The following is a 26,722-nucleotide window of genomic DNA, read 5'->3' on the forward strand; positions in this document are numbered from 1 at the left end:
AAATGCTCCGGCTTTTTTGTTTTCTATCATGAAATTTTTCTACTTAGCGCGCGGATTTATTTGTCTCATAAATGAATAAAAACAATCAGATAATTATTACGTATTTTATTGAATGCACAGGGAGGATGAATTTTTTAAATCGACAGGGAACAATTCGTGCGAGGCCGCTAACAGTATGGATTGACTTTGTTTTTGATGGTGGCACGATGCGCTCGAAATCTTTACTTCCTTACGGTTTACCATCCATGACCACCTATACCCGGCCCGTGCTGTTACTGCTCTGCGGCCTGCTTTTGTTGACCCTGGCGATCGCTGTCTTAAACACGCTCGTTCCGCTTTGGCTCGCCCATGAAAATCTTCCCACCTGGCAGGTCGGAATGGTCGGTTCATCCTATTTCACCGGTAATCTGGTGGGGACGTTGCTGACCGGGCGCTTAATTAAACGTCTGGGGTTTAATCGCAGTTATTATATTGCATCGCTGATTTTCGCGGCGGGCTGCGTGGGTCTGGGAATGATGATCGGCTTCTGGAGCTGGCTGGCGTGGCGATTCATCGCGGGCGTTGGCTGCGCGATGATCTGGGTGGTGGTTGAAAGTGCTCTGATGTGCAGCGGGACGTCAAATAATCGCGGACGCCTGCTGGCGGCTTACATGATGGTTTATTACGTAGGGACGGTGCTGGCGCAACTGCTGGTCAGCAAAATGCCAACCGGGCTTCTTAGCGTGTTGCCGTGGGTGACCGGGGTGATCCTGGCGGGCATCCTGCCTCTGCTGTTTACCCGCATCGTCAATCAGCACAGCCAGCATCAGGAAGCAGCCCGGATCTGGCCGATGCTCAAAATGCCACAGGCGCGCCTTGGGGTGAACGGCTGCATTATTTCAGGCATTGTGCTTGGCTCACTGTACGGTTTAATGCCGCTCTACCTGAACCATCGTGGCGTCAGCGATTCCGGGATTGGTTTCTGGATGGCGGTGCTGGTCAGCGCCGGGATCTTTGGTCAGTGGCCGATTGGCCGCCTGGCAGATAAATTTGGTCGCCTGCTGGTACTTCGCGTTCAGGTGTTTGTGGTGATCCTCGGCTGCCTGGCGATGCTCAGCCATGCGGCGATGGCTCCGGCACTGTTTGTACTCGGCGCGGCAGGCTTTACTCTTTATCCGGTGGCGATGGCGTGGGCCTGCGAAAAAGTCGAACATCACCAGCTGGTGGCCATGAATCAGGCGCTGCTGCTGAGTTACACCATCGGTAGCCTGCTGGGGCCGTCGCTGACGGCCATGCTGATGCAAAACTATTCTGACAATCTGCTGTTTATCATGATTGCCAGCGTATCGTTTATCTATCTCCTGATGCTGCTGCGCAAAGCGGGTCAGCATCCTACTCCGGTGGCGCACGCCTGATCGTAAAGCGCGGAGTGAAGTTCCTCCGCGCTGCAAATAGCCGATAGCCGTTGCAGTCGATCGCCGTCATCCAGCCAGCATACCAGCCGTTGAATTGTCTCAATGTGCTGGGTGCTGTTAGCGGCAGCCAGCACGATCACCAGCCGTATCCCCGGATGATCGGGAAAAGCGACCGGCTCTTTCAGGCTCAGCAGCGATAAATGCGTTTGCTGACTGAGGACGCCTTCTTCCGGACGGGCGTGCGGCAGGGCAAACGCCGGGCTTAAAATATACCAGGGGCCGCTTTCCTCCGTTGCGCTGATAATCGCCTGGGCATAATCCTTGCTGACGATTTGCTGTTCCTCAAGCGGGGAGCAGGCGAGGCGGATAGCGTCCCGCCAGCAGGGACATTTCTCCCGAAACTGGCAGGCGGCAAAAAGGGAATCTTCCATTGTTTATCTCCTTTCCCAATAAGGCAGGCCGACACGCGGCCTGCCTTTCGTGTTAACGCAACGCGTTACAGAGCGCGGCAGCAGAAATACCGTATTTCTCTTTAAGCTGGCGACTATTACCCGATTCAGTAAAGGTGTCCTGGGTGCCGAGACGGATCAGGCGGGCGCTGTGCCCTTCCTCTGCAAGGACTTCCGCTACTTGTCCTCCAAGTCCGCTGTTGATGGTGTGGTTTTCGATGGTAGCAATACGCGGGCAGCCACTGACGAGTTCAAGAAATGCCCGGCGATTAAACGGTTTTAACGTGGCTACGTGGATCAGTTTGCCCGTTTTACCCTCAGCCAGTAATTGCTGATAGCCGCCGGTAGCCTGTTCAAGCACCGTTCCTTCGTACAGGATCGCGAAATCGTTACCTGAATCTTCAACGGCGGCAATATCGCTCACCCGGGGTATGCGGGTTTTATCCCGCACCGGCATCGGCTCGCGCGCAACGCGAATATAAACCGGGCCGTGGATCCTCGCCGCCTGCTCAAAGGCGGCTTCGACTTCTTCCGCATCCGCCGGGGCTAAAATCGTGATCCCCGGCAGAACGCGGGTGAGGGCCAGATCTTCCAGCGCATGGTGCGATGCGCCATCCGGGCCATCGTCCATTCCGGGATGGCTGCCCACCAGCTTGATATTGGCTTTGGCATAGCAGGCCTGACGTAGCTGGGTCCAGGCGGTTCCGGTAACAAACATGGCAAAGTTAACGTAAAAAGGGATATTGCCTTCCAGCGCCTGCCCGACGGCGAAACTCATTGCTGAACCTTCTGCAATGCCCATTTCGAAAAAGGCGTCAGGATATGCTGCCTGGAACTGATCCGTACGGGTTGAGCTTGCCAGATCGCTGTCGATGGCAACGACAGGGTAGCCTTTGGCTTTTAACGCGATCAGCGCTTTGCCGATCTCATCACGTGGTGCTTTCATTATTGTAATTCCTCCATTGCCTGCTGGTACTGTTCCGCGCTGGGGGTTTTGGAATGCCAGTCCCCGTTGTTTTCCATGTAACTGACGCCACTGCCTTTGGTGGTATGGGCGAGAATGGCGACCGGTTTGCCCTTCAGATGGCGTGACAGCAGCAGCGTATCGGCAACCTGATGCATGTCATTGCCATCCTGCATTTCCAGTACGTGCCAGCCAAAACTGCGGATCTTGTCGGCCAACGGTTCAAGATTGATCACTTGATTAACCGGATCGTGGGAAGAGAAACCGTTGTAGTCGATGACGGCGACCAGATTATCCATTTTCATATGCGCGGCCTGCTGCAACGACTCCCAAATCTGGCCTTCATGCATTTCGCCGTCGCCGATGATGGCGAAGACCCGGTGAGGATCGCCCGCGCGTTTTTTCGCTGCTGCCATGCCCAGCGCTACCGACAGTCCCTGCCCGAGCAGCCCGGTGGTGGCATCAACCTCCGGCAGCGATTTAATGCTGGGATGTCCCTGCAAACGCGAATTGATCTGCCTGAAGGTATTAAATTCGCTGCGCTCAACTTTGCCTTTTTGGTGGAGCAGGACGTACTGCGCGGCCACCGCATGACCCTTGCTCATCACCACTTTGCTGCGCGGCGCGGCATCCAGATCGACCTCCTGGTGATAAATCCACGTCAAAATATCAATGATTGACAGCGCCCCACCCGGATGGCCGATTCCCGATTCGTAAATCATGGTCACAATATCGCGGCGAGCCGCCAGCGCATGAGATTTCAGTTGTTCGATAGTCATGTTTTTTCCTTATCAGGGCAGCATTTTGCCCATGTAGTACACCACCAGCCCCAGAACGACAAAGTCAGTTTCCGGGAAGCTGGTACCGGAGAGGCCAACGGATTCCATAATCGGATAGATCAGTGCCGGACCGACGCCGATAAGAATGCCTGTGACGAAGCTGCCCGCAATCGCGCCTTTCCAGCCGCCGGATGCGTTGCCAAAAACCGCCGCCGTGGCACCGATGAAAAAATAGGGGATGGCAACCGGAATAATCACCGTCTGACCAATCAGCGCGAGAATGCCCATCACCACCAGACCGCCGATGAATGAAGAGATGAAGCCAAGCACCGTGGCGGTTGGGGCGTAAGGAAATACCACCGGACAATCGAGCGCCGGTTTGGCATTGGGAATAAACTTTTCCGAGATCCCAAGAAACGCCGGGACGATTTCAGACAGCAGCAGACGCACGCCAGTGATGATGATGTACAGCGAGGCGGTAAACGTCAGTGACTGAAACAGAGGGTACACCAGCCAGTGCATACCTCCGGCAGCGGCAGTCACCGCAGCTTTACCCGCAGCCAGCGCGGCGATGTAGTAGAAGATACTGACTGAAATAGAGACCGAGACGATATAGTCTTTGAAGATCCCCAGCCAGCCCGGCAGATTAAGTTTTTCCGTGGACTGTTTGGGATCGCCAACTTTAGAACCGATCCATCCCGATAACGCGTATGCCAGCGTAACGTAATGCCCCATCGCAATTTCGTCGTTACCGGTAATTTTGCGCATCCATGGCTGGGCGATGGCCGGATAAATACAGGCCGCCAGACCCAGCAGAATGGAGCCAGCCACAATGGTGACGACATCGCTGTAACCCAGCGCCTTTAACGTTACGGTCAGCAGTGCTGACAGATAAAGGTTATGCTGGCCGGTCAGGAAGATATACTTAAAGGGCGTGATGCGGGCAAAAAGCAGGTTCCAGCCAAATCCCACCACCATAATCAGTGACACGCACATGGAAAACTTCGTCTGCGCCAGACCGGTTAACGCTTCTGCCAGCGGCATCACGCCTTTCAGTCCGAAACCGTCGCTGAACAGCGTCTGGAAATTGCCCAGTGACGTTACCGCCAGCCCGGCACCGCCTGCAAATACCAGAAAGCCGACGATAGTCTTAAAGGTGCCGGACAATACTTTTTCGATGGGTTTACGTTGGATTAGCAGGCCGATTAATGCGATAAAGCCAACTAAAAGTGGGGTTACACCCAGAATGTCGAATACAATAAACTTGAGGAGATCCATATTTCCTCCGGGATTGGTTAGTTACCCTGAACTACGCTGGTGAGCGCAGATTCCATTTCGTCGCTGTTCATCAGGTCGACGATGCCGATAGCTCTGAATCCGGCAGCTTCGACCTCATCGGTGAGGTCGCGCATGGTGATGACAAAATCAATATTTTGCCAGGTACGGAGACCGGAAAGCACGTCATGTTCGAGGTCAATATCCCATCCATGTTTATCAATAATTTTTTGTGCTTTGATTTTGAGCATTAAGGAACTGCCCATGCCGGTACGACAGACGATAAGACCTTTCATTTACTTTCTCCTGTTTTGTAAAAATAATTATTTTTATTGATGATGTGACGAAAAAAATTATTATCTTTATACAAACAGATTAATGTGACAGCGTTTGCATTTTGTGCAAAAAGGCAAAAAATGAGCCAGATTAATGCTAATTTATTGATAAATATAAGAAATGAGTCTGCGGCGCTTAGCCCGATACTTGAGAAAGTTGGGCGCTTTGTGACGGAGAATCCAGATTTTGTCATGCGCCATACCATTACTGAACTGGCGGATTCGATTGAAACCAGTGAAGGGAGCATCACGCGCTTTTGCCGGGCCTTTGGCTTCAGGGGCTTCTCTGATTTCAGAACTGCGCTCGCAATGGAGCAGGGCGCAGCCCGTCCTGAAGACAAAAACAAAGAAGAAATCTCTTCGGTGCTGGCAAGCATCCGCGACAGCCATACCATCATTAACAGCCAGGAATTGCAGGCGGCAGCGGCATGGCTCAATCTGGTGAGTAACGTCTCGATTTACGCGGTGGGAACGGCGGTGCCGGTGGCGCTGTTTTTACAGATGAACCTGATCAAAATGGGTAAGGCCGCCAGCTTCGTCGATCGTTTTTACCTTTCGCCTTCAGCAATGATGGTGGAGCCGCAAAGTCAGGGGATCATTGTGATCCATACCGAGCAGACCTCCGCCGATATGATGCAGGTGCTGACGCTGGCGAAGCAGCACGGCGTGAAAATTTTATCGCTGACGCGCGGAACGTTTGCGCCGCTCAGTCGGCTTTCAGACTGGAATTTGCAGGCCGCCGTGGCGCTTAAAGGGGAAGGGGAGTACGGTTTTGCCGAAATCGCCGGGGCGATGATGGTGGCGGACAGAGTGCTTAACGCGCTCGAAGAGCAGGATGAGCGTTATGCGGAGTGCCGCAAGGCGCATCAGAAGAGTATTTTCTCGATTGAGAGCGTGGCGAATAAGCTGTCGGAATATTTTATGTCGTAATCGCTTTGCGCCGCTGGCACGGCCCGGAAAGGTCAGCGCCAGCGGCGTAGTTTGTCAGTACATCACCTTGTGTCCGTACTGCTCCAGAATGCCCTTCACGCGTTCCATCGTTTCTTTCTTCGGTGGTTTAACGCCGTCCAGCTTATATTCTTCGCCCATCGCCACCCACTTGTGCTTGCCTAACTCATGATAGGGCAGCATTTCAATTTTCTCGACGTTGCCCATGTCGCGGGTAAATTCACCCAGGCGGTGTGCGGAGTCATCATCATCAGACCAGCCGGGAACGACCACGTAGCGGATCCAAACTTTGATGTCTTTATTAGACAGGTAGCGAGCAAACTCCAGGGTGCGGTGGTTGGACACCCCGACCAGATTCTGGTGGATCTCATCGTTCATCTGCTTGAGATCCAGCATGACTAAATCGGTCACTTCCAGCAGTTCATCAATCACCGGATCGTAACGGCGCACAAAGCCGTTGGTGTCCAGGCAGGTATGAATGCCTTCTTTCTTACAGGCGCGGAACCAGTCGCGCACGAATTCAGCCTGCAGGATGGCCTCACCGCCGGACGCGGTTACGCCGCCGCCGGAGGCGTTCATAAAGTGGCGATAGGTGACGACCTCTTTCATCAGCTCTTCAACGGTAACTTCCTTACCGCCGTGCGTGTCCCAGGTATCGCGGTTATGGCAATACATGCAGCGCATCAGGCAGCCCTGAAAGAAGGTAATAAAACGGATGCCCGGGCCGTCAACGGTGCCACAGGATTCAAAGGAGTGAATGCGACCAGTAACTGACATTGCGATGGTTTCTCCAGCTTTGGCCTTCCTGGCCTGTGTATGCTCAACTCACTAAGATTGGAGTCTGTTTTGGCTGTCACCCATAAGTATAGATAACGGACAAAACCGACTGCGGGTATGAAAAAGGCCCCACTGCTGTGGAGCCTTTATTTTACGCTTTTTTAATCGCGATTTCAGTCAAAACCAATTACATGGTCTGAGTGAAGGTACGGGTAATAACGTCCTGCTGCTGTTCTTTAGTCAGGGAGTTAAAACGTACTGCGTAGCCAGATACACGAATGGTCAACTGCGGATATTTTTCCGGGTGTTCCATCGCGTCGAGCAGCATTTCGCGGTTCATGACGTTCACGTTCAGGTGCTGACCACCTTCGATGGACGCTTCGTGGTGGAAGTAACCATCCATCAGACCTGCCAGGTTGGTCTTACGAACTTCGTCGTCTTTACCCAGCGCGTTCGGCACGATAGAGAAGGTGTAAGAAATACCATCTTTCGCGTAAGCAAACGGCAGTTTAGCCACGGAGGTCAGAGAGGCAACCGCACCTTTCTGGTCACGACCATGCATCGGGTTAGCACCTGGTCCGAACGGCGCGCCAGCGCGACGACCGTCTGGGGTGTTACCGGTTTTCTTACCATAAACCACGTTAGAGGTGATGGTCAGAACAGACTGAGTCGGGATAGCGTTACGGTAAGTCGTCAGTTTCTGAATTTTCTTCATGAAACGTTCTACCAGGTCAACCGCCATGTCATCTACACGAGAGTCGTTGTTACCAAACTGCGGGTATTCGCCTTCGATTGCGAAGTCGACAGCCAGACCGTCTTCGTCACGAATCGGTTTAACTTTCGCATATTTGATAGCAGACAGGGAGTCAGCCGCAACGGACAGACCTGCGATACCACACGCCATGGTGCGGATAACGTCACGGTCGTGCAGCGCCATCAGAGAGGCTTCGTAGCTGTACTTGTCGTGCATGTAGTGGATAACGTTCAGCGCGGTGACATACTGTTTAGCCAGCCAGTCCATGAAGTGATCCATACGTTCCATCACTTCGTCGAAGTTCAGAACGTCGCCTTTGATCGGCTCAGATTTCGGACCAACCTGCATTTTCAGTTTTTCATCAACGCCGCCGTTGATTGCGTACAGCATGGTTTTCGCCAGGTTAGCACGCGCACCGAAGAACTGCATTTGTTTACCGACAATCATCGGGCTTACGCAACAAGCGATAGCATAGTCATCGTTGTTGAAGTCAGGGCGCATCAGATCGTCATTCTCATATTGCAGAGAAGAGGTATCGATGGAGACTTTAGCTGCGTATTTTTTGAAGTTCAGCGGCAGTTTTTCAGACCACAGAATGGTGATGTTCGGCTCCGGAGACGGCCCCATGGTGTACAGGGTGTTCAGGAAACGGAAGCTGTTTTTGGTGACCAGAGTACGTCCATCAACGCCCATACCACCGATAGATTCAGTTGCCCAAATCGGGTCGCCGGAGAACAGTTCATCATACTCAGGAGTACGCAGGAAGCGAACCATACGCAGTTTCATGACCAGGTGGTCAACCATTTCCTGCGCTTCTTGCTCGGTGATTTTACCGGCTTTCAGGTCACGTTCGATGAAGATATCCAGGAAGGTCGCGGTACGACCAAAGGACATTGCAGCACCGTTCTGAGATTTAACAGCAGCCAGGTAACCGAAGTAGGTCCACTGGATAGCTTCCTGAGCGGTGGTAGCCGGACCAGAGATATCGCAGCCATATTTAGCCGCCATTTCTTTGATCTGACCCAGAGCGCGATGCTGTTCTGCGATTTCTTCACGCAGACGGATAGTCGCTTCCAGGTTTACGCCGTTTTCCATGTCGGATTGCAGGGACAGGAACTGAGCGTATTTGTCTTTCGCCAGGAAATCGATACCGTACAGCGCAACACGACGGTAGTCACCGATGATACGGCCACGGCCGTAGGCATCCGGCAGACCGGTCAGCACGCCAGATTTACGGCAGTTCAGGATGTCTTTGGTGTAAACATCAAAAACGCCCTGGTTGTGAGTTTTACGGTATTCAGTGAAGATTTTCTTCAGCTGCGGGTCCAGTTCGCGGTCATACGCTTTGCAGGAACCTTCAACCATTTTGATACCGCCAAACGGGATAATCGCACGTTTCAGCGGGGCTTCAGTTTGCAGACCAACGATTTTCTCAAGCGCTTTGTTGATGTAGCCAGCGTCGTGAGAAGTGATAGTGGAGGCAACGGAGGTATCGAAGTCAACAGGCGCGTGAGTGCGGTTTTCCTGTTTAACACCTTCCATTACGTTGTCCCACAGCTTGGTGGTAGCGTCAGTCGCACCTGCCAGGAAAGACTCGTCACCCTCATACGGAGTGTAGTTTTTCTGGATGAAGTCACGGACGTTTACTGCGTTCTGCCAGTCACCTTTCGCAAAACCTTCCCAGGCTGTGGCTAATTTTTCATTAAGCTCGGACATGTAACACCTACCTTCTAAAGTGGACTTTTTATTTACTGCCTGGAACAATCATTAGTGATGATTGTTGCCACGCAGGTAAATGACCCAGTATGTCAACCCGACTAACAAACCACCGCCGATAATGTTCCCGATAGTCACTGGGATCAGGTTATCCGTGATGAAGTTCATAACAGTCAGATGAGAAAAATTGTCCGGTGATGAACCGATTGCGGTCCAGAATTCCGGGCTGGCGAAATTACGGATTACGATACCCAGGGGGATCATAAACATATTCGCGATGCTGTGTTCAAAGCCGCTGGCAACGAACATGGCGACCGGTAAAATCATAATCAGTGATTTATCGGTCAGGCTGCGGCCGGAGTAGCTCATCCACACAGCGAGGCAGACCATCAGGTTTGCCAGAATGCCGAGGCAGACGGCTTCAATAAAGGTGTGGTGCATTTTGTGGTCGGCGGTTTGCAGGACGTTAAGCCCCCATCCCCCGTTGGCGGTCATATACTCGCCGGAAAGCCACATCAGCAGCACAAAGAGCAGCGCGCCTATCAGGTTGCCGAAGTACACATTAAGCCAGTTACGTCCCAGTTGACCCCAGGTAATGCGTCCGCTGGCTTTCGCGACAACGATAAGCACGGTGGACGTAAACAGGTCAGCGCCACAAACGACGCAAAGGATCAGACCCAATGAGAAGCAAATCCCGCCTACCAGTTTCGCCATACCGTATGGCATGCCCGCAGTACCGGTCGTCGCGGTGATATAGAAAACAAAAGCAATAGAGATGAAAACGCCCGCAGTAATCGCCAGGAAAAAGGTGGTCAACGGTTGTTTCGTTGCTTTATAGACACCTGCTTCTTCGGCCACTTTGGCCATTGCTGCAGGAAGTATTAGATCAAAAGGGTTGTCAGCTTTCACACTAACTCTCTCTTTATTAAGTCGGCGACGAGATACTAACAAAGCATTATAGAAGAGAATTTGATATAGATCATATCTCGCCTGGCTTATAGGCCTGCATAGCGTATGGTTTTACAGCTATTTAGGGGTAAAGTCTTGATTATCCAAGTAAAAATAAATTTTAAAAATTACAAATTGAGTTGAATTTTTCTTTATGGTCTCCGGAGAATGGTTAATTAAAATGGAGTAATCAACACATAAGGTTACATTCTGGAAAAGATAAATCTAATTACCTTTACTCATATTTAACCTAATGATCACATTTTCGAATTTTGACCAAAAATACAAAAAACGGAGCGGTAAATTCGCTCCGTAATATAACGCAGACTTACGGGTAAGCCTACTGCTGCTATGGTTATCCGCTTTTATTTTGCCCAAAAAGCGGCTTTCGCACGCTGCAATTTTTCGTAGGCGCGTAGCAGCGACTGATGCGCAGGGAAGGCTGCTAATTCGTTATCGACTTCCTGCAACCCGTAGAACGGCGCTTCACCGCTCAGGGCGGCGCTGGCAGCTTCCACCGCTTCTGCACCGTACATGCGCACAAAAGCGTTCAGATACTGAAGCGGCTGGCGCTCTTCTTCCTGAGTAAGCAGCAGCAATGTTTGCAGGCAACGATAGTAGTTCGCCCGTTCCGCGCTGAAGACGGAGGCGTTGAACTCCATCGTCCATTCAGTCCAGATTAGCGCCTGCTCGGTATCACCGCCTGCCAGCGCGAGCATGGCTTTCAGTTCGCCAATACGCAGCGTATACCAGCCGTTATTGCTGCCGGTCGCCAGCCCAAGCAGTTCACGGACGCGAGTAAAATCGTCGTGGCCTTCTTCATCAAGCTGCTCGATAAGGCTGAGATAGTCTTCTTTATCCCAGTTGCTACCCGGCAGCGCCAGAATAGTCTCGCGCAGGTGGCTACCCATGCTGTTATTTGCCAGCCACAGATCTTCTGCCGGATAGATATCCGACATGCCCGGCACGATAATCCGGCAGGCGTAGACGCTGAGGTGTTCGTAATCAGCGATGTACACTTCTTTATCTTCCGACTTAAAGATGGCCATCAGCGTGGCGAATTCTTCTTCGGTGGTTCCTGCAAAGCTCCAGTCAACAAACGGATAATCCGCTTCCTGCTTGAACATATCCCAGGAGATCAGACCGCTGGAGTCGATGAAATGGGTTTCGAGATTGGTATGCTCAGCGACTTCTTCATCATCAAATGTCGGTGGCGTAAAGACGTCGAGATCTTTCAGGCCGCGACCCTGCAACAGTTCGGTGACGGTACGCTCCAGCGCCACGCCAAAATCAGGATGCGCACCAAATGAGGCAAAGCAGGTGCCATTAGCCGGGTTAAACAGCACTACGCAGATCACCGGATACTTGCCGCCCAGCGAACCGTCATAGGCAAAAATAGGGAACCCTTCTGCTTCCAGCGTATTGATAGCTTCAACCACGCCAGGATAACGCGCCAGTACGTCCGCCGGAATTTCCGGCAGGCTGATGGATTCGGCGATAATCCGGTTTTTAATATGACGTTCAAAGACTTCTGAAAGCCCCTGTACGCGCGCTTCATTTGCCGTATTACCCGCTGACATGCCGTTTGAAACATACAGATTGCCGATGATATTCATGGGAATATAAATGGTCTGATTATCAGACTGGCGAGTGAAAGGCAGGGCGCAGATACCGCGATCTTCATTACCGGATTGCAGGTCAATCAGCATTCCCGCGCTTAGATCGTTCTCCGGATCGTAAAAGGCGCGCAGGCGATCGTCGAGGATCCCTTTCGGCAGACTGTCGTCTTCCGGCAGCGGGAACCATTTTTCGTTCGGATAATGTACAAACGGGCCATTGGCGATGGTGTCGCCCAGCCAGAAGTCGGCAAAGAAATAGTTGGTAGAAAGACGCTCAAAATATTCGCCCAGCGCCGACGCCAGAGCCGCTTTTTTAGTCGCCCCTTTGCCGTTGGTAAAGCACAGCGCGCACTCTTTATCACGGATATGCACCGACCAGACGTTCGGCACCGGATTCAACCATGAGGCTTCTTCAATGTCAAAACCGAGGTCCTGAAGTTTGGTCTGGAAGCGAGCGATGGAATCTTCCAGGGCGGCATCTTTGCCGGGTATAAATGTTTGCGTCATGGAATTCACTTTTATCGTACGGAAAGCGCGCAATGATACGGGTTTTAGATGACCGGCGCTATCTCCCCGGCGCGCGCGGCGCAAATAAAAGTATTGGCTATGCTTATGATGAGTAACTGCCTGTTTGAGAATAAAAAATGAAAGCATTCGATCTTCAACGTATGGCGCTGGATAAAGTGCCGCTTGAGTTTCTTGGGGAAGTGGCGCTGCGCAGTTTGTACACCTTCGTGCTGGTTTTTCTGTTTCTGAAAATCACCGGGCGACGCGGCGTGCGTCAGATGTCGCTGTTTGAAGTGCTGATCATCCTGACCCTCGGTTCTGCGGCGGGTGACGTGGCCTTTTATGATGATGTGCCGATGCTGCCGGTACTGGCGGTATTCGTGACGCTTGGGCTGCTTTACCGGCTGGTCATGTGGCTGATGGCGCATAGCGAGAAGCTGGAAGATCTGCTGGAAGGTAAGCCGGTGATCATTATTGAGGATGGACAACTGGCATGGGAAAAGCTGAATGCCGCCAACCTGACCGAGTTTGAGTTCTTTATGGAGTTGCGCATCAACAGCGTTGAGCAACTGGGGCAAATTAAACTGGCGATCATGGAAACCAATGGTCAAATCAGCATTTATTACTTTGAAGATGATGAGGTGAAGCCGGGGCTTTGTATTCTGCCCGACGGTCGTGCCGGGCGTTTCACCGTCTTCCCGGCAGATGGCGAGTACGCCTGTAATCAATGTAGCGCCGTGTACGTGATGAAGGTCGGCGATCGACAGCTCTGCCCGCGTTGTGGAAATCCAGAATGGTCGAAGGCCAGCCGGGCGAAACGCATCACCTGACAGCGCTTTTGTCGGCAATCTTTCGTCAACGTGGCAGATTATATTGTGTGACAGGGCGCACATTTTTGCCTCTGCTCATATTACCCATTGCGACACATGTCACTGAATGGTAAAAACGATATCCACAGGAATAACTTATGCCCAACAGACAGGGCATATCATAATGCAGCGTGGTGAGGGGAAATGACTCAGGTCTTTAACTTTAGTTCGGGTCCGGCAATGATACCGGAAGCAGTGCTCAAACTGGCGCAACAGGAACTGTGTGACTGGCACGGTCTGGGAACGTCAGTGATGGAAATCAGCCACCGTGGGAAAGAGTTTATTCAGGTGGCGCAAGAGGCTGAAAAGGATTTTCGCGATCTGCTGAACGTCCCCTCTAATTATAAAGTGCTGTTCTGCCACGGCGGCGGGCGCGGGCAGTTTGCCAGCGTTCCGCTTAATCTGCTGGGTGACAAAACCACGGCGGACTACGTTGATGCAGGCTACTGGGCTGCCAGCGCGGTCAAAGAAGCCAAAAACTACTGCACGCCAAATGTCATTGATGCAAAAACGACCGTTGATGGACTGCGCGCGGTGAAACCGATGCGTGACTGGCAGCTTTCAGATGACGCCGCTTATTTGCATTACTGCCCGAACGAAACCATCGACGGTATCGCCATTGAGGAAACGCCGGACTTTGACGATGATGTGATCGTCACCGCTGATTTCTCTTCAACCATTCTTTCTCGTCCGCTGGACGTGAGCCGTTTTGGCCTGATCTACGCGGGCGCGCAGAAAAATATCGGTCCGGCCGGGCTGACGCTGGTGATCGTGCGTGAAGATTTGCTGGGCAAGGCGCATAAATCCTGTCCTTCGATTCTTGATTACACCATTCTTAATGACAATGAATCAATGTTTAACACCCCGCCAACCTTTGCCTGGTATCTCTCCGGCCTGGTCTTCAAATGGCTGAAAGAGCAGGGGGGCGTTGAGGCTATGGACAAGATCAACCAGCAAAAGGCCGATCTACTGTACGGCACTATCGATTGCAGCGATTTCTACCGTAATGACGTGGCGAAAGCCAACCGTTCGCGAATGAACGTGCCTTTCCAGCTTGCCGATAATACGCTGGACACGCTGTTCCTTAATGAATCCGTGGCGGCAGGACTGCACGCGCTGAAAGGACATCGCGTTGTCGGCGGAATGCGCGCTTCTATTTATAACGCTATGCCGCTGGAAGGCGTAAAAGCGCTGACTGATTTTATGATCGATTTTGAACGTCGCCACGGCTAATCATTTCATCCGTACGCAAAATCCTTCAGGTCGCAGTCAATGCGGCCTGAAGAATAGCGTATATATTTACCTCTCCCCGCAGTCAGCCTGCGGCGGACAATTTTTCTCTGAGAGTTAAGCTTCATGGATTCCCTGACGTTACAACCTATCGCGCGCGTGGACGGCACCATCAATTTGCCCGGATCAAAAAGCGTTTCTAACCGGGCGCTGCTGCTGGCGGCTTTAGCCCAGGGCACCACGGTGTTGACGAACCTGCTGGACAGCGATGATGTCCGCCATATGCTCAACGCTCTGAGCGCCTTAGGTATTAAGTACACCCTTTCTGCTGACCGTACCCGCTGCGAAATCACCGGCAACGGCGGCGCGCTACAGGCAAGCGGCGATCTGGAGCTATTCCTCGGCAATGCGGGCACAGCGATGCGCCCTCTGGCTGCCGCGCTTTGCCTGGGCAACGGTAATATCGTGTTGACCGGCGAGCCGCGCATGAAGGAGCGTCCGATTGGGCATCTGGTCGATGCGCTACGTCAGGGCGGGGCGCAAATTGACTATCTGGAGCAGGAAAACTATCCGCCGCTGCGTCTGCGCGGAGGTTTCACCGGCGGTCATAGTGAAGTAGATGGCAGCGTCTCCAGCCAGTTCCTGACAGCGTTACTGATGACCGCGCCGCTCGCGCCGCAGGATACAACCATCACCATTAAAGGCGAGCTGGTCTCGAAACCTTATATCGACATCACTCTGCACCTGATGAAAACCTTTGGCGTTGAGGTTGAAAACCAGCATTATCAGCGCTTTGTGGTACGCGGCGCGCAACATTACCGCTCGCCGGGCGCGTATCTGGTTGAAGGCGATGCCTCTTCTGCGTCTTATTTCCTCGCCGCCGCTGCGATCAAAGGCGGCTCGGTGAAAGTGACCGGCATCGGTCGTCACAGCGTGCAGGGCGACATTCGCTTTGCTGACGTGCTGGAAAAAATGGGCGCGGAAATTATCTGGGATGATGACGCGATTACCTGTACCCGCCGGGAGCTGCACGCTATTGATATGGACATGAACCATATCCCGGATGCGGCGATGACTATTGCCACCGCAGCGCTGTTTGCAAAGGGAACGACGACGCTGCGCAATATCTATAACTGGCGGGTTAAAGAAACCGATCGCCTGTTTGCGATGGCTACCGAGTTGCGTAAAGTCGGCGCGGAAGTGGAAGAGGGCGAAGACTACATTCGCGTCACGCCACCCGCGCAGCTTCAGTTTGCTGAAATTAGCACTTACAACGATCACCGGATGGCGATGTGCTTCTCGCTGGTAGCGCTATCCGATACGCCAGTGACCATTCTCGATCCGAAGTGCACCGCGAAAACCTTCCCTGATTATTTCGAACAGCTGGCGCGCATCAGCACGCTGGCCTAGTCCTCTGTTGCGCCGATCGTCAGGTCGGCGCAACACTCTGTCCGGTTCCAAACTTTTTTGCTATTAAAGTGTCATTTCCGGGGTGGGCATCACGCTCTCCCTTCATACCCGCTATAATTGCGCCATTCGTCCCTGGTTGACGTTCAATATTCTGCAATTTGCACGCAAAGATAACTGTTAACGACACAGACGCGTATAATGCGCGGCGTTTACGTTTACGGTATGCCTGTTTAAGGAGAAAAAGATGACGGCGAATGCCCCGGTAATTACCATTGATGGCCCAAGCGGCGCGGGTAAAGGCACTCTGTGCAAGGCAATGGCGGAAGCATTGCAGTGGCATCTGCTGGATTCAGGAGCGATCTATCGCGTGCTGGCGCTGGCAGCGTTACATCACCATGTTGATGTCACCTCCGAAGATGCGCTGGTCCCGCTGGCAACGCATCTGGACGTGCGCTTCATTTCGACCAACGGCAACCTCGAGGTGATCCTTGAAGGTGAAGACGTTAGCGGCGAAATTCGTACCCAGGATGTTGCCAGCGCAGCCTCCCAGGTTGCTGCTTTTCCCCGCGTCCGCGAAGCCTTGCTGCGCCGTCAGCGGGCATTCCGCGAAGCGCCGGGCCTGATTGCCGACGGGCGTGACATGGGTACCGTGGTTTTCCCGGAAGCGCCGGTAAAAATTTTCCTCGACGCCTCCTCTGAAGAACGCGCGAATCGCCGTATGCTGCAGTTGCAGGAGAGTGGCTTTAGTGTTAACTTTGAACGCCTTTTGGCCGAGATAAAGGAACGCGACGACCGCGATCGCAACCGCGCTGTTGCTCCGTTGGTTCCCGCTGCCGATGCTTTAGTTCTGGATTCCACTAGTTTAAGCATTGAGCAAGTGATTGAAAAAGCGTTACAATACGCGCGCCAAAAGTTGGCCCTCGCTTAAAAGCGACCGAATTAGCAGTACCCCCGCTGCAACGGAATGACAGCGGGTATGTTAAACAACCCCATCCGGCACGGAGCCAGGTGGACGTTAAATATGAAACCTGAAGATTAAACATGACTGAATCTTTTGCTCAACTCTTTGAAGAATCCCTGAAAGAAATCGAAACCCGCCCGGGTTCCATCGTTCGTGGCGTTGTTGTTGCTATCGACAAAGACGTCGTTCTGGTTGATGCGGGCCTGAAATCTGAATCTGCAATCCCTGCAGAACAGTTCAAAAACGCAGCTGGCGAACTGGAAATCCAGGTTGGTGACGAAGTTGACGTTGCTCTGGATGCAGTAGAAGACGGCTTCGGTGAAACTCTGCTGTCCCGTGAGAAAGCTAAACGTCACGAAGCCTGGATCACGCTGGAAAAAGCTTACGAAGAAGCTGAAACTGTTACTGGTGTCATCAACGGCAAAGTCAAGGGTGGCTTCACTGTTGAGCTGAACGGTATTCGTGCGTTCCTGCCGGGTTCCCTGGTAGACGTTCGTCCGGTTCGCGACACGCTGCACCTGGAAGGCAAAGAGCTTGAATTCAAAGTAATCAAGCTGGACCAGAAGCGTAACAACGTTGTTGTATCTCGTCGTGCCGTTATCGAATCCGAAAACAGCGCAGAACGCGATCAGCTGCTGGAAAACCTGCAGGAAGGCATGGAAGTTAAAGGTATCGTTAAGAACCTCACTGACTACGGTGCATTCGTTGATCTGGGTGGCGTTGACGGCCTGCTGCACATCACTGACATGGCCTGGAAACGCGTTAAGCATCCGAGCGAAATCGTGAATGTTGGCGACGAAATCAACGTTAAAGTCCTGAAATTCGACCGTGAGCGTACTCGTGTATCTCTGGGCCTGAAACAGCTGGGCGAAGATCCGTGGGTTGCTATCGCTAAACGTTACCCGGAAGGTACTAAACTGACCGGTCGCGTTACCAACCTGACCGACTACGGCTGCTTCGTTGAAATCGAAGAAGGCGTTGAAGGCCTGGTTCACGTTTCCGAAATGGACTGGACCAACAAAAACATCCACCCGTCCAAAGTTGTTAACGTTGGCGACGTAGTGGAAGTTATGGTTCTGGATATCGACGAAGAACGTCGTCGTATCTCCCTGGGCCTGAAACAGTGCAAATCTAACCCGTGGCAGCTGTTTGCAGAAACCCACAACAAAGGCGATCGCGTTGAAGGTAAAATCAAGTCAATCACTGACTTTGGTATCTTCATCGGCCTGGACGGTGGTATCGACGGTCTGGTTCACCTGTCTGACATCTCCTGGAACGTTGCAGGCGAAGAAGCCGTTCGTGAATACAAGAAAGGCGACGAAATCGCTGCCGTTGTACTGCAGGTTGACGCAGAACGTGAACGTATCTCCCTGGGCGTTAAACAGCTCGCAGAAGATCCGTTCAACAACTACGTTGCTGTGAACAAGAAAGGCGCTATCGTAAACGGTAAAGTCACTGCAGTTGACGCTAAAGGCGCAACCGTAGAACTGGCTGACGGTGTTGAAGGTTACCTGCGTGCTTCTGAAGCATCCCGTGACCGCGTTGAAGACGCTACTCTGGTTCTGAGCGTAGGCGACGACGTTGAAGCTAAATTCACCGGCGTAGACCGCAAAAACCGCGTAGTTAGCCTGTCTGTCCGTGCGAAAGACGAAGCTGACGAGAAAGATGCCATCGCAACTGTTAACAACAAACAGGAAGACGGTAACTTCTCTAACGCTATGGCTGAAGCATTCAAAGCAGCTAAAGGCGAGTAAGTTCTCCGAATCCTGTCACCAGGATAACGAGTAACTTGACAGATTACAGTTTTCGTTCTGTAATCAAGCACAAAGGGCGGCTACGGCCGCCCTTGTTCAAGCTGTTACGAATATTGCCTTTGCCTATAAGGAAACCGGAGGAAACATGACCAAGTCAGAGTTAATCGAAAGACTTGCCAGCCAGCAATCGCACATTCCGGCAAAAGCGGTTGAAGATGCCGTGAAAGAAATGCTGGAACATATGGCCTCTACTCTTGCCATCGGCGAGCGTATTGAAATCCGGGGTTTCGGCAGCTTTTCTTTACATTACCGTGCTCCTCGCACCGGGCGTAACCCGAAAACAGGCGACAAAGTGGATCTGGAAGGAAAATATGTTCCGCACTTTAAGCCGGGGAAAGAATTACGCGACCGCGCCAATATTTATGAAGGTGAGTGAGTTATCGCCTGTTAACTGACGGCGTAACTTAAGCATCACAAAAAAGCACCTGCGGGTGCTTTTTTCATTTCTGCCCCTTAAACGATTCTGGAATCTGTCTCGCAAATCGCGCTGTAAATGGCGTCGCAGGAGCAAATCCTTTCCGGCGCGTCTCGCAGAGCCGAAAATCCTCACCGGACAATCCTGTTTCATCGCGCGACACTATCCGTAACAGGGAGGTGTCTATGCGTTTGTCACAGCTGGCAATCTGCGTGATTGCAGGAATAGCCCCGCTTATCTGGCTACCAGTATTGCCGAAAGTTACAACGATCGGGTTAATCATCATTATCGCCAGCGCGTCAGGGTTTTGCCGCCGGAACAGGTATCGCTTCGGCGGGATGATACTACTGTGTTTTTGCTGGGGTGTACTGTCCGCGCATCAGGTGATCTGGCCCGCGCAGTATCTCACCGCCAGGAATCAGCAGGTAGAAATTACGCTTACCGCCACCGATGGCGCGATGATTCATCAGGGCGTGATTACCCGCGTCGAGGGCAGACGGCTTTTTCCTGCGCCGGGGATTCGGCTTTACGGTAATTATTTGCCGCAGACGGCCTGTGCCGGGCAGCGCTGGGCCATGACCATTCGCGCCCGCGCCGTACACGGTGAGCTTAACGATGGCGGCTTTGATACCCAGCGTAATGCCTTCGCACAGCATCACCCGCTCAGCGGTCGTTTTATTGAGGCCACGCCATTGGATGCGCGGTGTAGTCTGCGGGCGCGTTACCTTGCCTCGCTGACCACCACGCTTGCAGCGTACCCCTGGCAGCAGGTTATTTTAGGGCTGGGGATGGGCGAACGGCTGGCGGTATCGGCTGAGGTGAAAAAGCTGATGCAGCAGACCGGTACCCTGCACCTGATGGCTATTTCAGGTCTGCACATTGCACTGGGCGCGACGCTGGCCTGGCTGCTGATGCGCGGGTTCCAGTTCTTTCTTCCCTGTCGATTAATCAACTGGCGCGCACCGCTGGTGGTCGGGCTGGCAGGCGCGACATTCTACGCCTGGCTTACCGGTTTGCAGCCGCCCGCGTTACGTACCGTCGTGGGACTGGCGATCTGGTACGCGCTGCGCTTAACCGGGCGGCAGTGGTCGCCGTGGGATATCTGGCTGTGCTGCATTGCAGCAATTCTGTTTTACGATCCGCTGGCGGTACTGTCCCAAAGCCTGTGGCTTTCGGCTTTTGCGGTGGCGGCGCTGATCTTCTGGTATCAGTGGATGCCGCTACCCGCGTGGTCCATACCTGCGCCGCTACGCCTGCTCGCAGAGCTGATCCACTTGCAGGCTGGGCTGATGGTTTTGCTGCTGCCCCTTCAGGTACTGCTTTTCCACGGCATCAGTACTACATCGCTGCTGGCGAATCTGTTCGCAGTGCCGCTGGTAACGTTTGTCATCGTGCCGCTTATTCTCGCCGCCATGCTGCTGCATCTGACCGGCCCGTTCCTCATCGAGCATGGAATTTGGTATCTGACGGATCGCCTGCTGGCGCTGCTATTTTACCTGCTGCAACGCCTGCCCGATGGCTGGCTGGATGTCGACCAGCGCTGGCAGGGTGTGGTACTGCTACCGTGGCTGCTGGTGATGCTCTGGCGTTTGCGGGCGTGGCGCAATCTGTGGGCCGTCACGCTAACCCTTGCTATCGTGCTGACATTTCCGCTATGGCGACAGACGCGCCAGGATGTGTGGTCCGTGCATATGCTGGATGTCGGGCAGGGGCTGGGAATGGTTATCGAGCGGCAGGGTAAAGCGATTTTATATGATACCGGGCTGGCGTGGCCCGGCGGTGACTCCGGTCAGCAGTTGATTATCCCCTGGCTTCGCTGGCACCATTTGCGCCCGGAAGGCATCATCATCAGCCATGAACATCTCGATCATCGCGGCGGCCTTGAATCAGTGCGTCGGGCCTGGCCCGACGCCTGGGTGCGCAGCCCGCTGGGCTGGGAAGGACATCAGCCCTGCTTTCGCGGTGAACGCTGGCAGTGGCAGGGACTGACCTTCAGCGCGCACTGGCCGTTAGAGGCGTCTCAGGATAACGGCAACAATCGCTCTTGCGTGGTGAAAGTGGACGACGGGCAGCACAGCATTTTATTGACGGGCGATATCGAAACGCCAGGCGAATTAAGAATGCTAAGCCGCTACTGGCAGCATCTGGCGGCGACGGTTATCCAGGTGCCACATCACGGCAGCAATACTTCATCCGGCGTGGCCTTCATTCAGCGGGTGAACGGGCGGGCAGCGCTGGCTTCCGCGTCACGCTATAACGCCTGGCATTTTCCGTCTCCGAAGGTGGTGAAGCGCTATGGGCAGCAGGGATATCAGTGGCTAGATACGCCACATCAGGGACAGATTACGGTGACGTTTTCCCCACACGAATGGCAAATCAACAGCCTGCGCGAGCAAATTTTACCCCGCTGGTATCATCAGTGGTTTGGCGCGCCCGCAGATAACGGGTAGAATATGCGGCTATTTCAACAAATGCTGGTTTTATGAATGCATAACGATAAAGATCTCTCTACGTGGCAGACATTCCGCCGACTCTGGCCGATTATTGCCCCTTTCAAGCCGGGTCTCATCGTGGCGGGAATTGCGTTAATCCTCAACGCAGCCAGCGATACCTTCATGTTATCGCTCCTTAAACCGTTACTGGATGACGGTTTTGGTAAAACAGATCGCTCGGTGCTGCTATGGATGCCGCTGGTGGTGATCGGGCTGATGATTGTGCGCGGGATCACCAGCTATATCTCCAGCTACTGTATTTCATGGGTCTCCGGCAAAGTGGTGATGACCATGCGCCGTCGCCTGTTCAGCCATATGATGGGGATGCCGGTCTCCTTTTTCGACAAGCAGTCCACCGGGACATTGCTTTCCCGCATTACCTACGATTCTGAACAGGTAGCGTCTTCTTCCTCCAGCGCGTTAATTACCGTGGTGCGTGAAGGGGCGTCGATTATCGGCCTGTTCATCATGATGTTTTATTACAGCTGGCAGTTATCGGTGATCCTCATCGTGCTGGCTCCGATTGTCTCTTTTGCCATTCGCCTGGTTTCCAAACGCTTTCGCAGCATCAGTAAAAATATGCAGAATACCATGGGGCAGGTGACTACCAGCGCGGAACAGATGCTGAAAGGGCACAAAGAAGTGCTGATTTTCGGCGGTCAGGAAGTCGAAACAAAACGCTTCGACAAAGTCAGTAACAAGATGCGTTTGCAGGGCATGAAGATGGTATCTGCCTCTTCCATTTCCGATCCGATTATTCAGCTTATCGCTTCTCTGGCGCTGGCATTTGTTCTCTATGCGGCGAGTTTCCCAAGCGTCATGGAAACCTTAACCGCCGGGACTATCACCGTCGTCTTCTCTTCGATGATTGCCCTGATGCGCCCGCTGAAATCGCTGACCAACGTCAACGCCCAGTTCCAGCGCGGTATGGCAGCCTGTCAAACTCTGTTCACCATCCTGGATTCTGAGCAGGAGAAAGACCAGGGAACCTTTAGCGTAGAACGCGCGAAGGGCGATCTCGAATTTCGTAACGTCACCTTCACCTACACAGGGCGCGAAGTCCCGGCGCTGCGTAATATCGACCTTAACATTCCTGAAGGTAAAACGGTCGCGCTGGTCGGGCGCTCCGGCTCGGGTAAATCCACTATCGCCAGTCTGATCACCCGTTTCTACGACGTTGACGAAGGTCAGATCCTGCTGGATGGTCGCGATCTGCGTGAATACACCCTCTCGTCGTTGCGTAATCAGGTGGCGCTGGTCTCGCAGAACGTACATCTGTTTAACGATACCGTGGCAAACAACATTGCCTACGCGCGTACGGATATTTACAGCCGCGAGCAAATCGAAAACGCTGCGCGGATGGCGTATGCGATGGACTTTATCAATAAAATGGATAACGGCCTTGATACCATCATTGGCGAAAACGGCGTAATGCTCTCCGGCGGTCAGCGCCAGCGTATTGCAATTGCCCGTGCATTGCTGCGCGACAGCCCGATCCTGATCCTCGACGAAGCGACCTCCGCGCTGGATACCGAATCCGAGCGCGCGATCCAGTCGGCACTCGACGAGCTACAGAAAAACCGCACCTCGCTGGTCATTGCGCACCGTCTGTCTACCATTGAGCAGGCGGATGAAATTGTAGTGGTTGAAGATGGTCGCATTGTCGAGCGTGGGACTCACCACGATTTACTGGAACAGCGCGGCGTCTACTCACAGTTGCATAAGATGCAATTCGGCCAATGATTGCCCGCATCTGGTCCGGTGAATCCCCGCTCTGGCGGCTGCTGCTTCCGCTCTCCTGGCTTTATGGCCTGGTGAGCGGGCTGATTCGCCTCTGCTATCGCCTGGGACTGAAAAAGGTGTGGCGGGCACCGGTACCGGTCGTTGTGGTGGGTAATCTGACCGCCGGAGGCAACGGCAAGACGCCGGTGGTGATCTGGTTAGTGGAACAGTTGCAGCAGCGTCATATCCGCGTCGGCGTGGTCTCTCGTGGCTACGGCGGGAAGGCTGAGCATTATCCCTTACTGCTGGAACCGCACACTACCACGGCCAGCGCGGGTGATGAACCGGTGCTGATTTATCAGCGCACCGGGGTGCCGGTTGCCGTCTCGCCAGTTCGCGCTGATGCCGTCCGCGCGCTGCTGGCGCAGCACGACCTTCAGCTCATCATCACCGACGATGGTCTGCAACACTACCGTCTTGCGCGCGACGTTGAAATCGTCGTGGTCGATGGCGTGCGGCGTTTTGGCAACGGCTGGTGGCTGCCTGCCGGGCCGATGCGTGAACGCGCGTCCCGCCTGCAAAGCGTGGATGCGGTGATTACCAACGGCGGCACGCCCGCGCCGGGTGAAATCCCGATGCGGCTTCAGGCCGGGCTGGCGGTGAATTTGCACACCGGCGAACGGCGCGACGTCGCCACCCTTGAGAACGTGGTCGCTATGGCGGGTATTGGTCATCCGCCGCGCTTTTTTGCCACCCTTGAGGGCTGCGGGGTGCGGGCGGTAAACACCGTTGCGCTAAACGATCATCAGGCGCTGGCGCAGGACGATCTGCTGGCAATGACCCGGACCGGACAAAACCTGGTGATGACCGAAAAAGATGCCGTCAAATGCCGGGCATTCGCGCAGGCTAACTGGTGGTATTTACCGGTAGATGCCGAACTGTCCGGGGACGGCGCACAACGCCTGCTTGAGAAACTTACCGCACTGGCACAGCGTTAGCCTTCAGCCGACCGCGCCGGTAATGATGACGGAGATCCCTATGCTTTCTCTTTCCGCCGCGCGCTGTCTTCATCTTGCCGCGCAGGGGCTGCTTAAAAAGCCCCGCCGACGCGCCCGACCTGACGATATTCTGCGGGTTATCCGCCAGATGTCGCTCCTGCAAATCGATACCATCAATATTGTTGCCCGTAGTCCTTATCTGGTGCTTTTTAGCCGTCTTGGCGCTTACCCGCAGACATGGCTGGACGACGCGCTTAGTCGGGGCGACCTGATGGAGTACTGGGCGCATGAAGCCTGCTTCCTGCCGCGTAGCGATTTTGCGCTGGTACGCCACCGGATGCTGGCCCCGGAAAATATGGGCTGGAAATACCGCAAGACGTGGATGGAAGAAAATATCGATGAAATCGAACTGCTGATGGCGCACATCGCCCAGTCCGGGCCGGTACGCTCTGCGGATTTTGCACATCCGGCGAAAGGCTCCAGCGGCTGGTGGGAATGGAAGCCGCACAAACGTCATCTTGAAGGGCTGTTTACGGCCGGTAAGCTGATGGTGGTCGAACGGCGCAATTTTCAGCGGGTTTATGATTTAACCAGCCGGGTCATGCCTGACTGGGACGATACGCGCGATGCGTTAAGCCAGGCCCAGGCAGAAGAGATCATGCTACAGAATAGCTCCCGCAGCCTCGGTATTTTTCGCGCGCAGTGGCTGGCGGATTATTACCGCCTGCGCCAGCCCAATACCCGTGAAGTGCTGGCGCGCTGGCAGGCAGAAAACCGGGTGGTGCCGGTTGACGTGGAGACGCTGGGCACGCTGTGGCTGCATAGCGATCTGTTTGATCTGCTGCCTGCCGCACAGGCGGGCAGGCTCAACGCCACCCATAGCGCGGTGCTGTCGCCATTCGACCCGGTGGTATGGGATCGTAAACGCGCAGAACAGCTATTCAATTTCAGCTACCGACTGGAGTGCTATACGCCTGCGCCTAAACGTCAATACGGCTATTTTGTCCTGCCGCTGCTGCATCACGGACGACTGGCGGGGCGGATGGATTGTAAAATGCACCGCCAGCGGGGAGAGCTGGAAATCATCTCGCTGTGGCTGGAAGAGGGCGAGACGGTCAGCGGCGCTCTGGAGCAGGGACTGAAACGCGCCATCGACGATTTTGCCCGCTGGCAGGGGGCGACCCGCGTGCGGGCCGGGCTTCTGCCGCCGGAATTGTTTATCCATCAGCGCGGCGGCTGGGAGATTGACGCCGCCTGATCTGCCATTATGATATGCTGCAACGGACCTCATCGGTCTATCAGGAGGAGTTATGGATCATCGTTTGCTCGAAATCATTGCCTGCCCGGTCTGCAACGGCAAGCTCTACTATAGTCAGGATAAACAGGAGCTGATCTGTAAGCCCGATCACCTGGCTTTTCCGGTGCGTGAAGGCATTCCGGTGCTGCTGGAGACAGAAGCTCGCCAGCTTAATGCAGAAGAGAGCCGTCCATGAGTTTCGTCGTTATTATTCCGGCGCGCTACGCCTCAACCCGTCTGCCGGGTAAACCCTTGCAGGACATCAACGGCAAACCCATGATCCTGCATGTCCTGGATCGCGCGCGGGAGTCCGGCGCGGCGCGGATCATCGTGGCGACCGACCACCCGGAAGTGGCAAGTGCGGTTGAGGCTGCGGGCGGCGAAGTGTGCATGACTCGCGCCGACCATCAGTCCGGCACCGAAAGGCTGGCGGAAGTGGTGGAAAAATGCGCGTTCAGCGACGATACCATCATTGTGAATATCCAGGGTGATGAGCCGATGATCCCACCGGCTATCGTGCGTCAGGTGGCGGCGAATCTGGCTGCCAGCGAGGCCGGTATGGCGACGCTGGCGGTGCCGATCCACAGCGCGGAAGAAGCCTTTAACCCAAACGCGGTTAAAGTGGTGATGAACGAGCAGGGCTACGCGCTCTATTTCTCGCGCGCCACCATTCCCTGGGATCGCGATCGTTTTGCGCAGTCGCGCCAGGCCATCGGCGATACGTTGCTGCGTCATATCGGTATTTACGGCTATCGCGCCGGATTTATTCGTCGCTATGTCAGTTGGGCACCCAGCCCGCTGGAGCAAATTGAAATGCTCGAACAGCTACGTGTGCTGTGGTACGGCGAAAGAATTCACGTCGCCGTGGCTGAGGAAGTCCCCGGCACCGGGGTTGATACGCCGGAAGATCTGGCCCGGGTGCGCGCAGAAATGCGCTAGCCTTCATCTCCCTTTCATCCGAAAGGGAGACATTATTTAAACTTTTCTGTAGCAGTTTTGATCTAATCCGGTGACATCCCTGCCCAGGGCGCTCATTATGAAATCAGTAA

At 53.9% G+C, this 26,722-nt stretch carries 23 protein-coding genes; 14 read left to right on the forward strand and 9 right to left on the reverse strand.

Translation table 11 applies throughout. The features are described from left to right. Positions 1-245 precede the first annotated feature (245 nt). The gene (locus RT197_RS07375; RefSeq protein WP_312949467.1) at positions 246-1,394 is read left to right on the forward strand and encodes an MFS transporter; all 1,149 of its coding nucleotides are present in this window, start codon (positions 246-248) and stop codon (positions 1,392-1,394) included. Here RT197_RS07375 and RT197_RS07380 read toward each other — a convergent pair. The 5 genes from RT197_RS07380 to RT197_RS07400 are packed head-to-tail and all read right to left on the reverse strand — an operon-like array spanning position 1,364 to position 5,157. Beyond that, the gene (locus tag RT197_RS07380; RefSeq protein ID WP_312948811.1) at positions 1,364-1,825 is read right to left on the reverse strand and encodes a PTS sugar transporter subunit IIA; all 462 of its coding nucleotides are present in this window, start codon (positions 1,823-1,825) and stop codon (positions 1,364-1,366) included. The genes RT197_RS07375 and RT197_RS07380 overlap by 31 nt on opposite strands. A gap of 52 nt (positions 1,826-1,877) precedes the next feature. Continuing rightward, positions 1,878-2,789: a transketolase C-terminal domain-containing protein gene (locus RT197_RS07385; protein WP_312948812.1), complete on the reverse strand. Its 912-nt coding sequence runs from the start codon at positions 2,787-2,789 to the stop codon at positions 1,878-1,880. Beyond that, entirely contained in the window at positions 2,789-3,586 is a 798-nt protein-coding gene (locus RT197_RS07390; RefSeq protein ID WP_312948814.1) for a transketolase, read from the reverse strand. The genes RT197_RS07385 and RT197_RS07390 overlap by 1 nt, the downstream gene beginning before the upstream one ends. 12 nt (positions 3,587-3,598) lie before the next feature. Continuing rightward, complete coding sequence (locus tag RT197_RS07395; RefSeq protein WP_312948816.1) at positions 3,599-4,864, reverse strand: PTS ascorbate transporter subunit IIC; 1,266 nt, start codon at positions 4,862-4,864, stop codon at positions 3,599-3,601. A 17-nt stretch (positions 4,865-4,881) separates the two neighbouring features. Further along, positions 4,882-5,157, reverse strand: a complete 276-nt coding sequence (locus tag RT197_RS07400) for a PTS sugar transporter subunit IIB (protein ID WP_312948818.1) — start codon at positions 5,155-5,157, stop codon at positions 4,882-4,884. 120 nt (positions 5,158-5,277) lie between these two features. Between RT197_RS07400 and RT197_RS07405 the strand changes: the two genes are divergently transcribed. Then, a complete protein-coding gene (locus tag RT197_RS07405) occupies positions 5,278-6,126 on the forward strand; it encodes a MurR/RpiR family transcriptional regulator (RefSeq protein WP_312948820.1) in 849 nt (282 codons plus the stop codon). Positions 6,127-6,180: 54 nt separating this feature from the next. Here RT197_RS07405 and pflA read toward each other — a convergent pair whose 3' ends face one another. The 4 genes from pflA to ycaO all read right to left on the reverse strand — a co-directional run bounded on the left by pflA (position 6,181) and on the right by ycaO (position 12,465). Then, positions 6,181-6,921: a pyruvate formate lyase 1-activating protein gene (pflA, locus tag RT197_RS07410; protein ID WP_312948822.1), complete on the reverse strand. Its 741-nt coding sequence runs from the start codon at positions 6,919-6,921 to the stop codon at positions 6,181-6,183. A 187-nt stretch (positions 6,922-7,108) separates the two neighbouring features. Next, positions 7,109-9,391: a formate C-acetyltransferase gene (gene pflB / locus RT197_RS07415; RefSeq protein WP_312948824.1), complete on the reverse strand. Its 2,283-nt coding sequence runs from the start codon at positions 9,389-9,391 to the stop codon at positions 7,109-7,111. A 51-nt stretch (positions 9,392-9,442) separates the two neighbouring features. Continuing rightward, positions 9,443-10,300, reverse strand: coding sequence for a formate transporter FocA (gene focA / locus RT197_RS07420; protein ID WP_312948826.1), 858 nt, complete (start codon positions 10,298-10,300; stop codon positions 9,443-9,445). A 404-nt stretch (positions 10,301-10,704) separates the two neighbouring features. Continuing rightward, the gene (gene ycaO / locus RT197_RS07425; protein WP_312948827.1) at positions 10,705-12,465 is read right to left on the reverse strand and encodes a 30S ribosomal protein S12 methylthiotransferase accessory factor YcaO; all 1,761 of its coding nucleotides are present in this window, start codon (positions 12,463-12,465) and stop codon (positions 10,705-10,707) included. A 137-nt stretch (positions 12,466-12,602) separates the two neighbouring features. On the opposite strand from ycaO, the gene RT197_RS07430 reads away from it, so the two are divergent. The 12 genes from RT197_RS07430 to kdsB all read left to right on the forward strand — a co-directional run bounded on the left by RT197_RS07430 (position 12,603) and on the right by kdsB (position 26,612). Then, entirely contained in the window at positions 12,603-13,295 is a 693-nt protein-coding gene (locus RT197_RS07430) for a DUF421 domain-containing protein (RefSeq protein WP_312948829.1), read from the forward strand. Between the two features lie 183 nt (positions 13,296-13,478). After that, the gene (gene serC / locus RT197_RS07435; protein WP_312948831.1) at positions 13,479-14,567 is read left to right on the forward strand and encodes a 3-phosphoserine/phosphohydroxythreonine transaminase; all 1,089 of its coding nucleotides are present in this window, start codon (positions 13,479-13,481) and stop codon (positions 14,565-14,567) included. Between the two features lie 123 nt (positions 14,568-14,690). Beyond that, positions 14,691-15,974 (forward strand): 3-phosphoshikimate 1-carboxyvinyltransferase, encoded by a 1,284-nt coding sequence (aroA, locus tag RT197_RS07440; protein ID WP_312948832.1) that lies wholly within the window; start codon positions 14,691-14,693, stop codon positions 15,972-15,974. A gap of 244 nt (positions 15,975-16,218) precedes the next feature. Further along, a complete protein-coding gene (gene cmk / locus RT197_RS07445) occupies positions 16,219-16,902 on the forward strand; it encodes a (d)CMP kinase (protein WP_312948833.1) in 684 nt (227 codons plus the stop codon). Positions 16,903-17,015: 113 nt separating this feature from the next. Further along, positions 17,016-18,689, forward strand: coding sequence for a 30S ribosomal protein S1 (rpsA, locus tag RT197_RS07450; protein ID WP_312948835.1), 1,674 nt, complete (start codon positions 17,016-17,018; stop codon positions 18,687-18,689). Positions 18,690-18,834: 145 nt separating this feature from the next. After that, positions 18,835-19,125 carry an integration host factor subunit beta gene (ihfB, locus tag RT197_RS07455; RefSeq protein ID WP_312948837.1) on the forward strand — a complete coding sequence of 97 codons (291 nt, stop codon included), beginning with the start codon at positions 18,835-18,837 and terminating at the stop codon, positions 19,123-19,125. Between the two features lie 224 nt (positions 19,126-19,349). Next, complete coding sequence (locus RT197_RS07460) at positions 19,350-21,614, forward strand: ComEC family protein (protein ID WP_312948839.1); 2,265 nt, start codon at positions 19,350-19,352, stop codon at positions 21,612-21,614. Positions 21,615-21,650: 36 nt separating this feature from the next. Beyond that, the gene (msbA, locus tag RT197_RS07465) at positions 21,651-23,399 is read left to right on the forward strand and encodes a lipid A ABC transporter ATP-binding protein/permease MsbA (protein ID WP_312948840.1); all 1,749 of its coding nucleotides are present in this window, start codon (positions 21,651-21,653) and stop codon (positions 23,397-23,399) included. Next, the gene (lpxK, locus tag RT197_RS07470) at positions 23,396-24,376 is read left to right on the forward strand and encodes a tetraacyldisaccharide 4'-kinase (RefSeq protein ID WP_312948841.1); all 981 of its coding nucleotides are present in this window, start codon (positions 23,396-23,398) and stop codon (positions 24,374-24,376) included. The genes msbA and lpxK overlap by 4 nt, the downstream gene beginning before the upstream one ends. Positions 24,377-24,401: 25 nt before the next feature. Next, positions 24,402-25,634: a winged helix-turn-helix domain-containing protein gene (locus RT197_RS07475; protein WP_312949470.1), complete on the forward strand. Its 1,233-nt coding sequence runs from the start codon at positions 24,402-24,404 to the stop codon at positions 25,632-25,634. Between the two features lie 52 nt (positions 25,635-25,686). Continuing rightward, on the forward strand, positions 25,687-25,869 hold the full coding sequence (locus RT197_RS07480) for a Trm112 family protein (RefSeq protein ID WP_312948842.1): 183 nt from the start codon (positions 25,687-25,689) through the stop codon (positions 25,867-25,869). Continuing rightward, positions 25,866-26,612 (forward strand): 3-deoxy-manno-octulosonate cytidylyltransferase, encoded by a 747-nt coding sequence (kdsB, locus tag RT197_RS07485; protein WP_312948844.1) that lies wholly within the window; start codon positions 25,866-25,868, stop codon positions 26,610-26,612. Before RT197_RS07480 ends, kdsB begins: the two co-directional genes overlap by 4 nt. The last annotated feature ends 110 nt before the right edge of the window (positions 26,613-26,722 follow it).

Origin of the sequence: Superficieibacter sp., from assembly GCF_032071645.1 — a bacterium.
Taxonomy (GTDB): Bacteria; Pseudomonadota; Gammaproteobacteria; order Enterobacterales; family Enterobacteriaceae; genus Superficieibacter.

Coding starts and splice junctions, on each gene's coding strand:
- RT197_RS07400 (WP_312948818.1), bottom strand. CDS start 5,157: ATGAAAGGTCTTATCGTCTGTCGTACCGGCATGGGCAGTTCCTTAATG.
- RT197_RS07390 (WP_312948814.1), bottom strand. CDS start 3,586: ATGACTATCGAACAACTGAAATCTCATGCGCTGGCGGCTCGCCGCGAT.
- RT197_RS07475 (WP_312949470.1), top strand. CDS start 24,402: ATGACGGAGATCCCTATGCTTTCTCTTTCCGCCGCGCGCTGTCTTCAT.
- lpxK (WP_312948841.1), top strand. CDS start 23,396: ATGATTGCCCGCATCTGGTCCGGTGAATCCCCGCTCTGGCGGCTGCTG.
- kdsB (WP_312948844.1), top strand. CDS start 25,866: ATGAGTTTCGTCGTTATTATTCCGGCGCGCTACGCCTCAACCCGTCTG.
- RT197_RS07385 (WP_312948812.1), bottom strand. CDS start 2,789: ATGAAAGCACCACGTGATGAGATCGGCAAAGCGCTGATCGCGTTAAAA.
- msbA (WP_312948840.1), top strand. CDS start 21,651: ATGCATAACGATAAAGATCTCTCTACGTGGCAGACATTCCGCCGACTC.
- pflA (WP_312948822.1), bottom strand. CDS start 6,921: ATGTCAGTTACTGGTCGCATTCACTCCTTTGAATCCTGTGGCACCGTT.
- RT197_RS07430 (WP_312948829.1), top strand. CDS start 12,603: ATGAAAGCATTCGATCTTCAACGTATGGCGCTGGATAAAGTGCCGCTT.
- pflB (WP_312948824.1), bottom strand. CDS start 9,391: ATGTCCGAGCTTAATGAAAAATTAGCCACAGCCTGGGAAGGTTTTGCG.
- RT197_RS07405 (WP_312948820.1), top strand. CDS start 5,278: ATGAGCCAGATTAATGCTAATTTATTGATAAATATAAGAAATGAGTCT.
- RT197_RS07380 (WP_312948811.1), bottom strand. CDS start 1,825: ATGGAAGATTCCCTTTTTGCCGCCTGCCAGTTTCGGGAGAAATGTCCC.
- RT197_RS07375 (WP_312949467.1), top strand. CDS start 246: ATGACCACCTATACCCGGCCCGTGCTGTTACTGCTCTGCGGCCTGCTT.
- RT197_RS07395 (WP_312948816.1), bottom strand. CDS start 4,864: ATGGATCTCCTCAAGTTTATTGTATTCGACATTCTGGGTGTAACCCCA.
- RT197_RS07480 (WP_312948842.1), top strand. CDS start 25,687: ATGGATCATCGTTTGCTCGAAATCATTGCCTGCCCGGTCTGCAACGGC.
- serC (WP_312948831.1), top strand. CDS start 13,479: ATGACTCAGGTCTTTAACTTTAGTTCGGGTCCGGCAATGATACCGGAA.
- rpsA (WP_312948835.1), top strand. CDS start 17,016: ATGACTGAATCTTTTGCTCAACTCTTTGAAGAATCCCTGAAAGAAATC.
- ycaO (WP_312948827.1), bottom strand. CDS start 12,465: ATGACGCAAACATTTATACCCGGCAAAGATGCCGCCCTGGAAGATTCC.
- RT197_RS07460 (WP_312948839.1), top strand. CDS start 19,350: ATGCGTTTGTCACAGCTGGCAATCTGCGTGATTGCAGGAATAGCCCCG.
- aroA (WP_312948832.1), top strand. CDS start 14,691: ATGGATTCCCTGACGTTACAACCTATCGCGCGCGTGGACGGCACCATC.
- cmk (WP_312948833.1), top strand. CDS start 16,219: ATGACGGCGAATGCCCCGGTAATTACCATTGATGGCCCAAGCGGCGCG.
- ihfB (WP_312948837.1), top strand. CDS start 18,835: ATGACCAAGTCAGAGTTAATCGAAAGACTTGCCAGCCAGCAATCGCAC.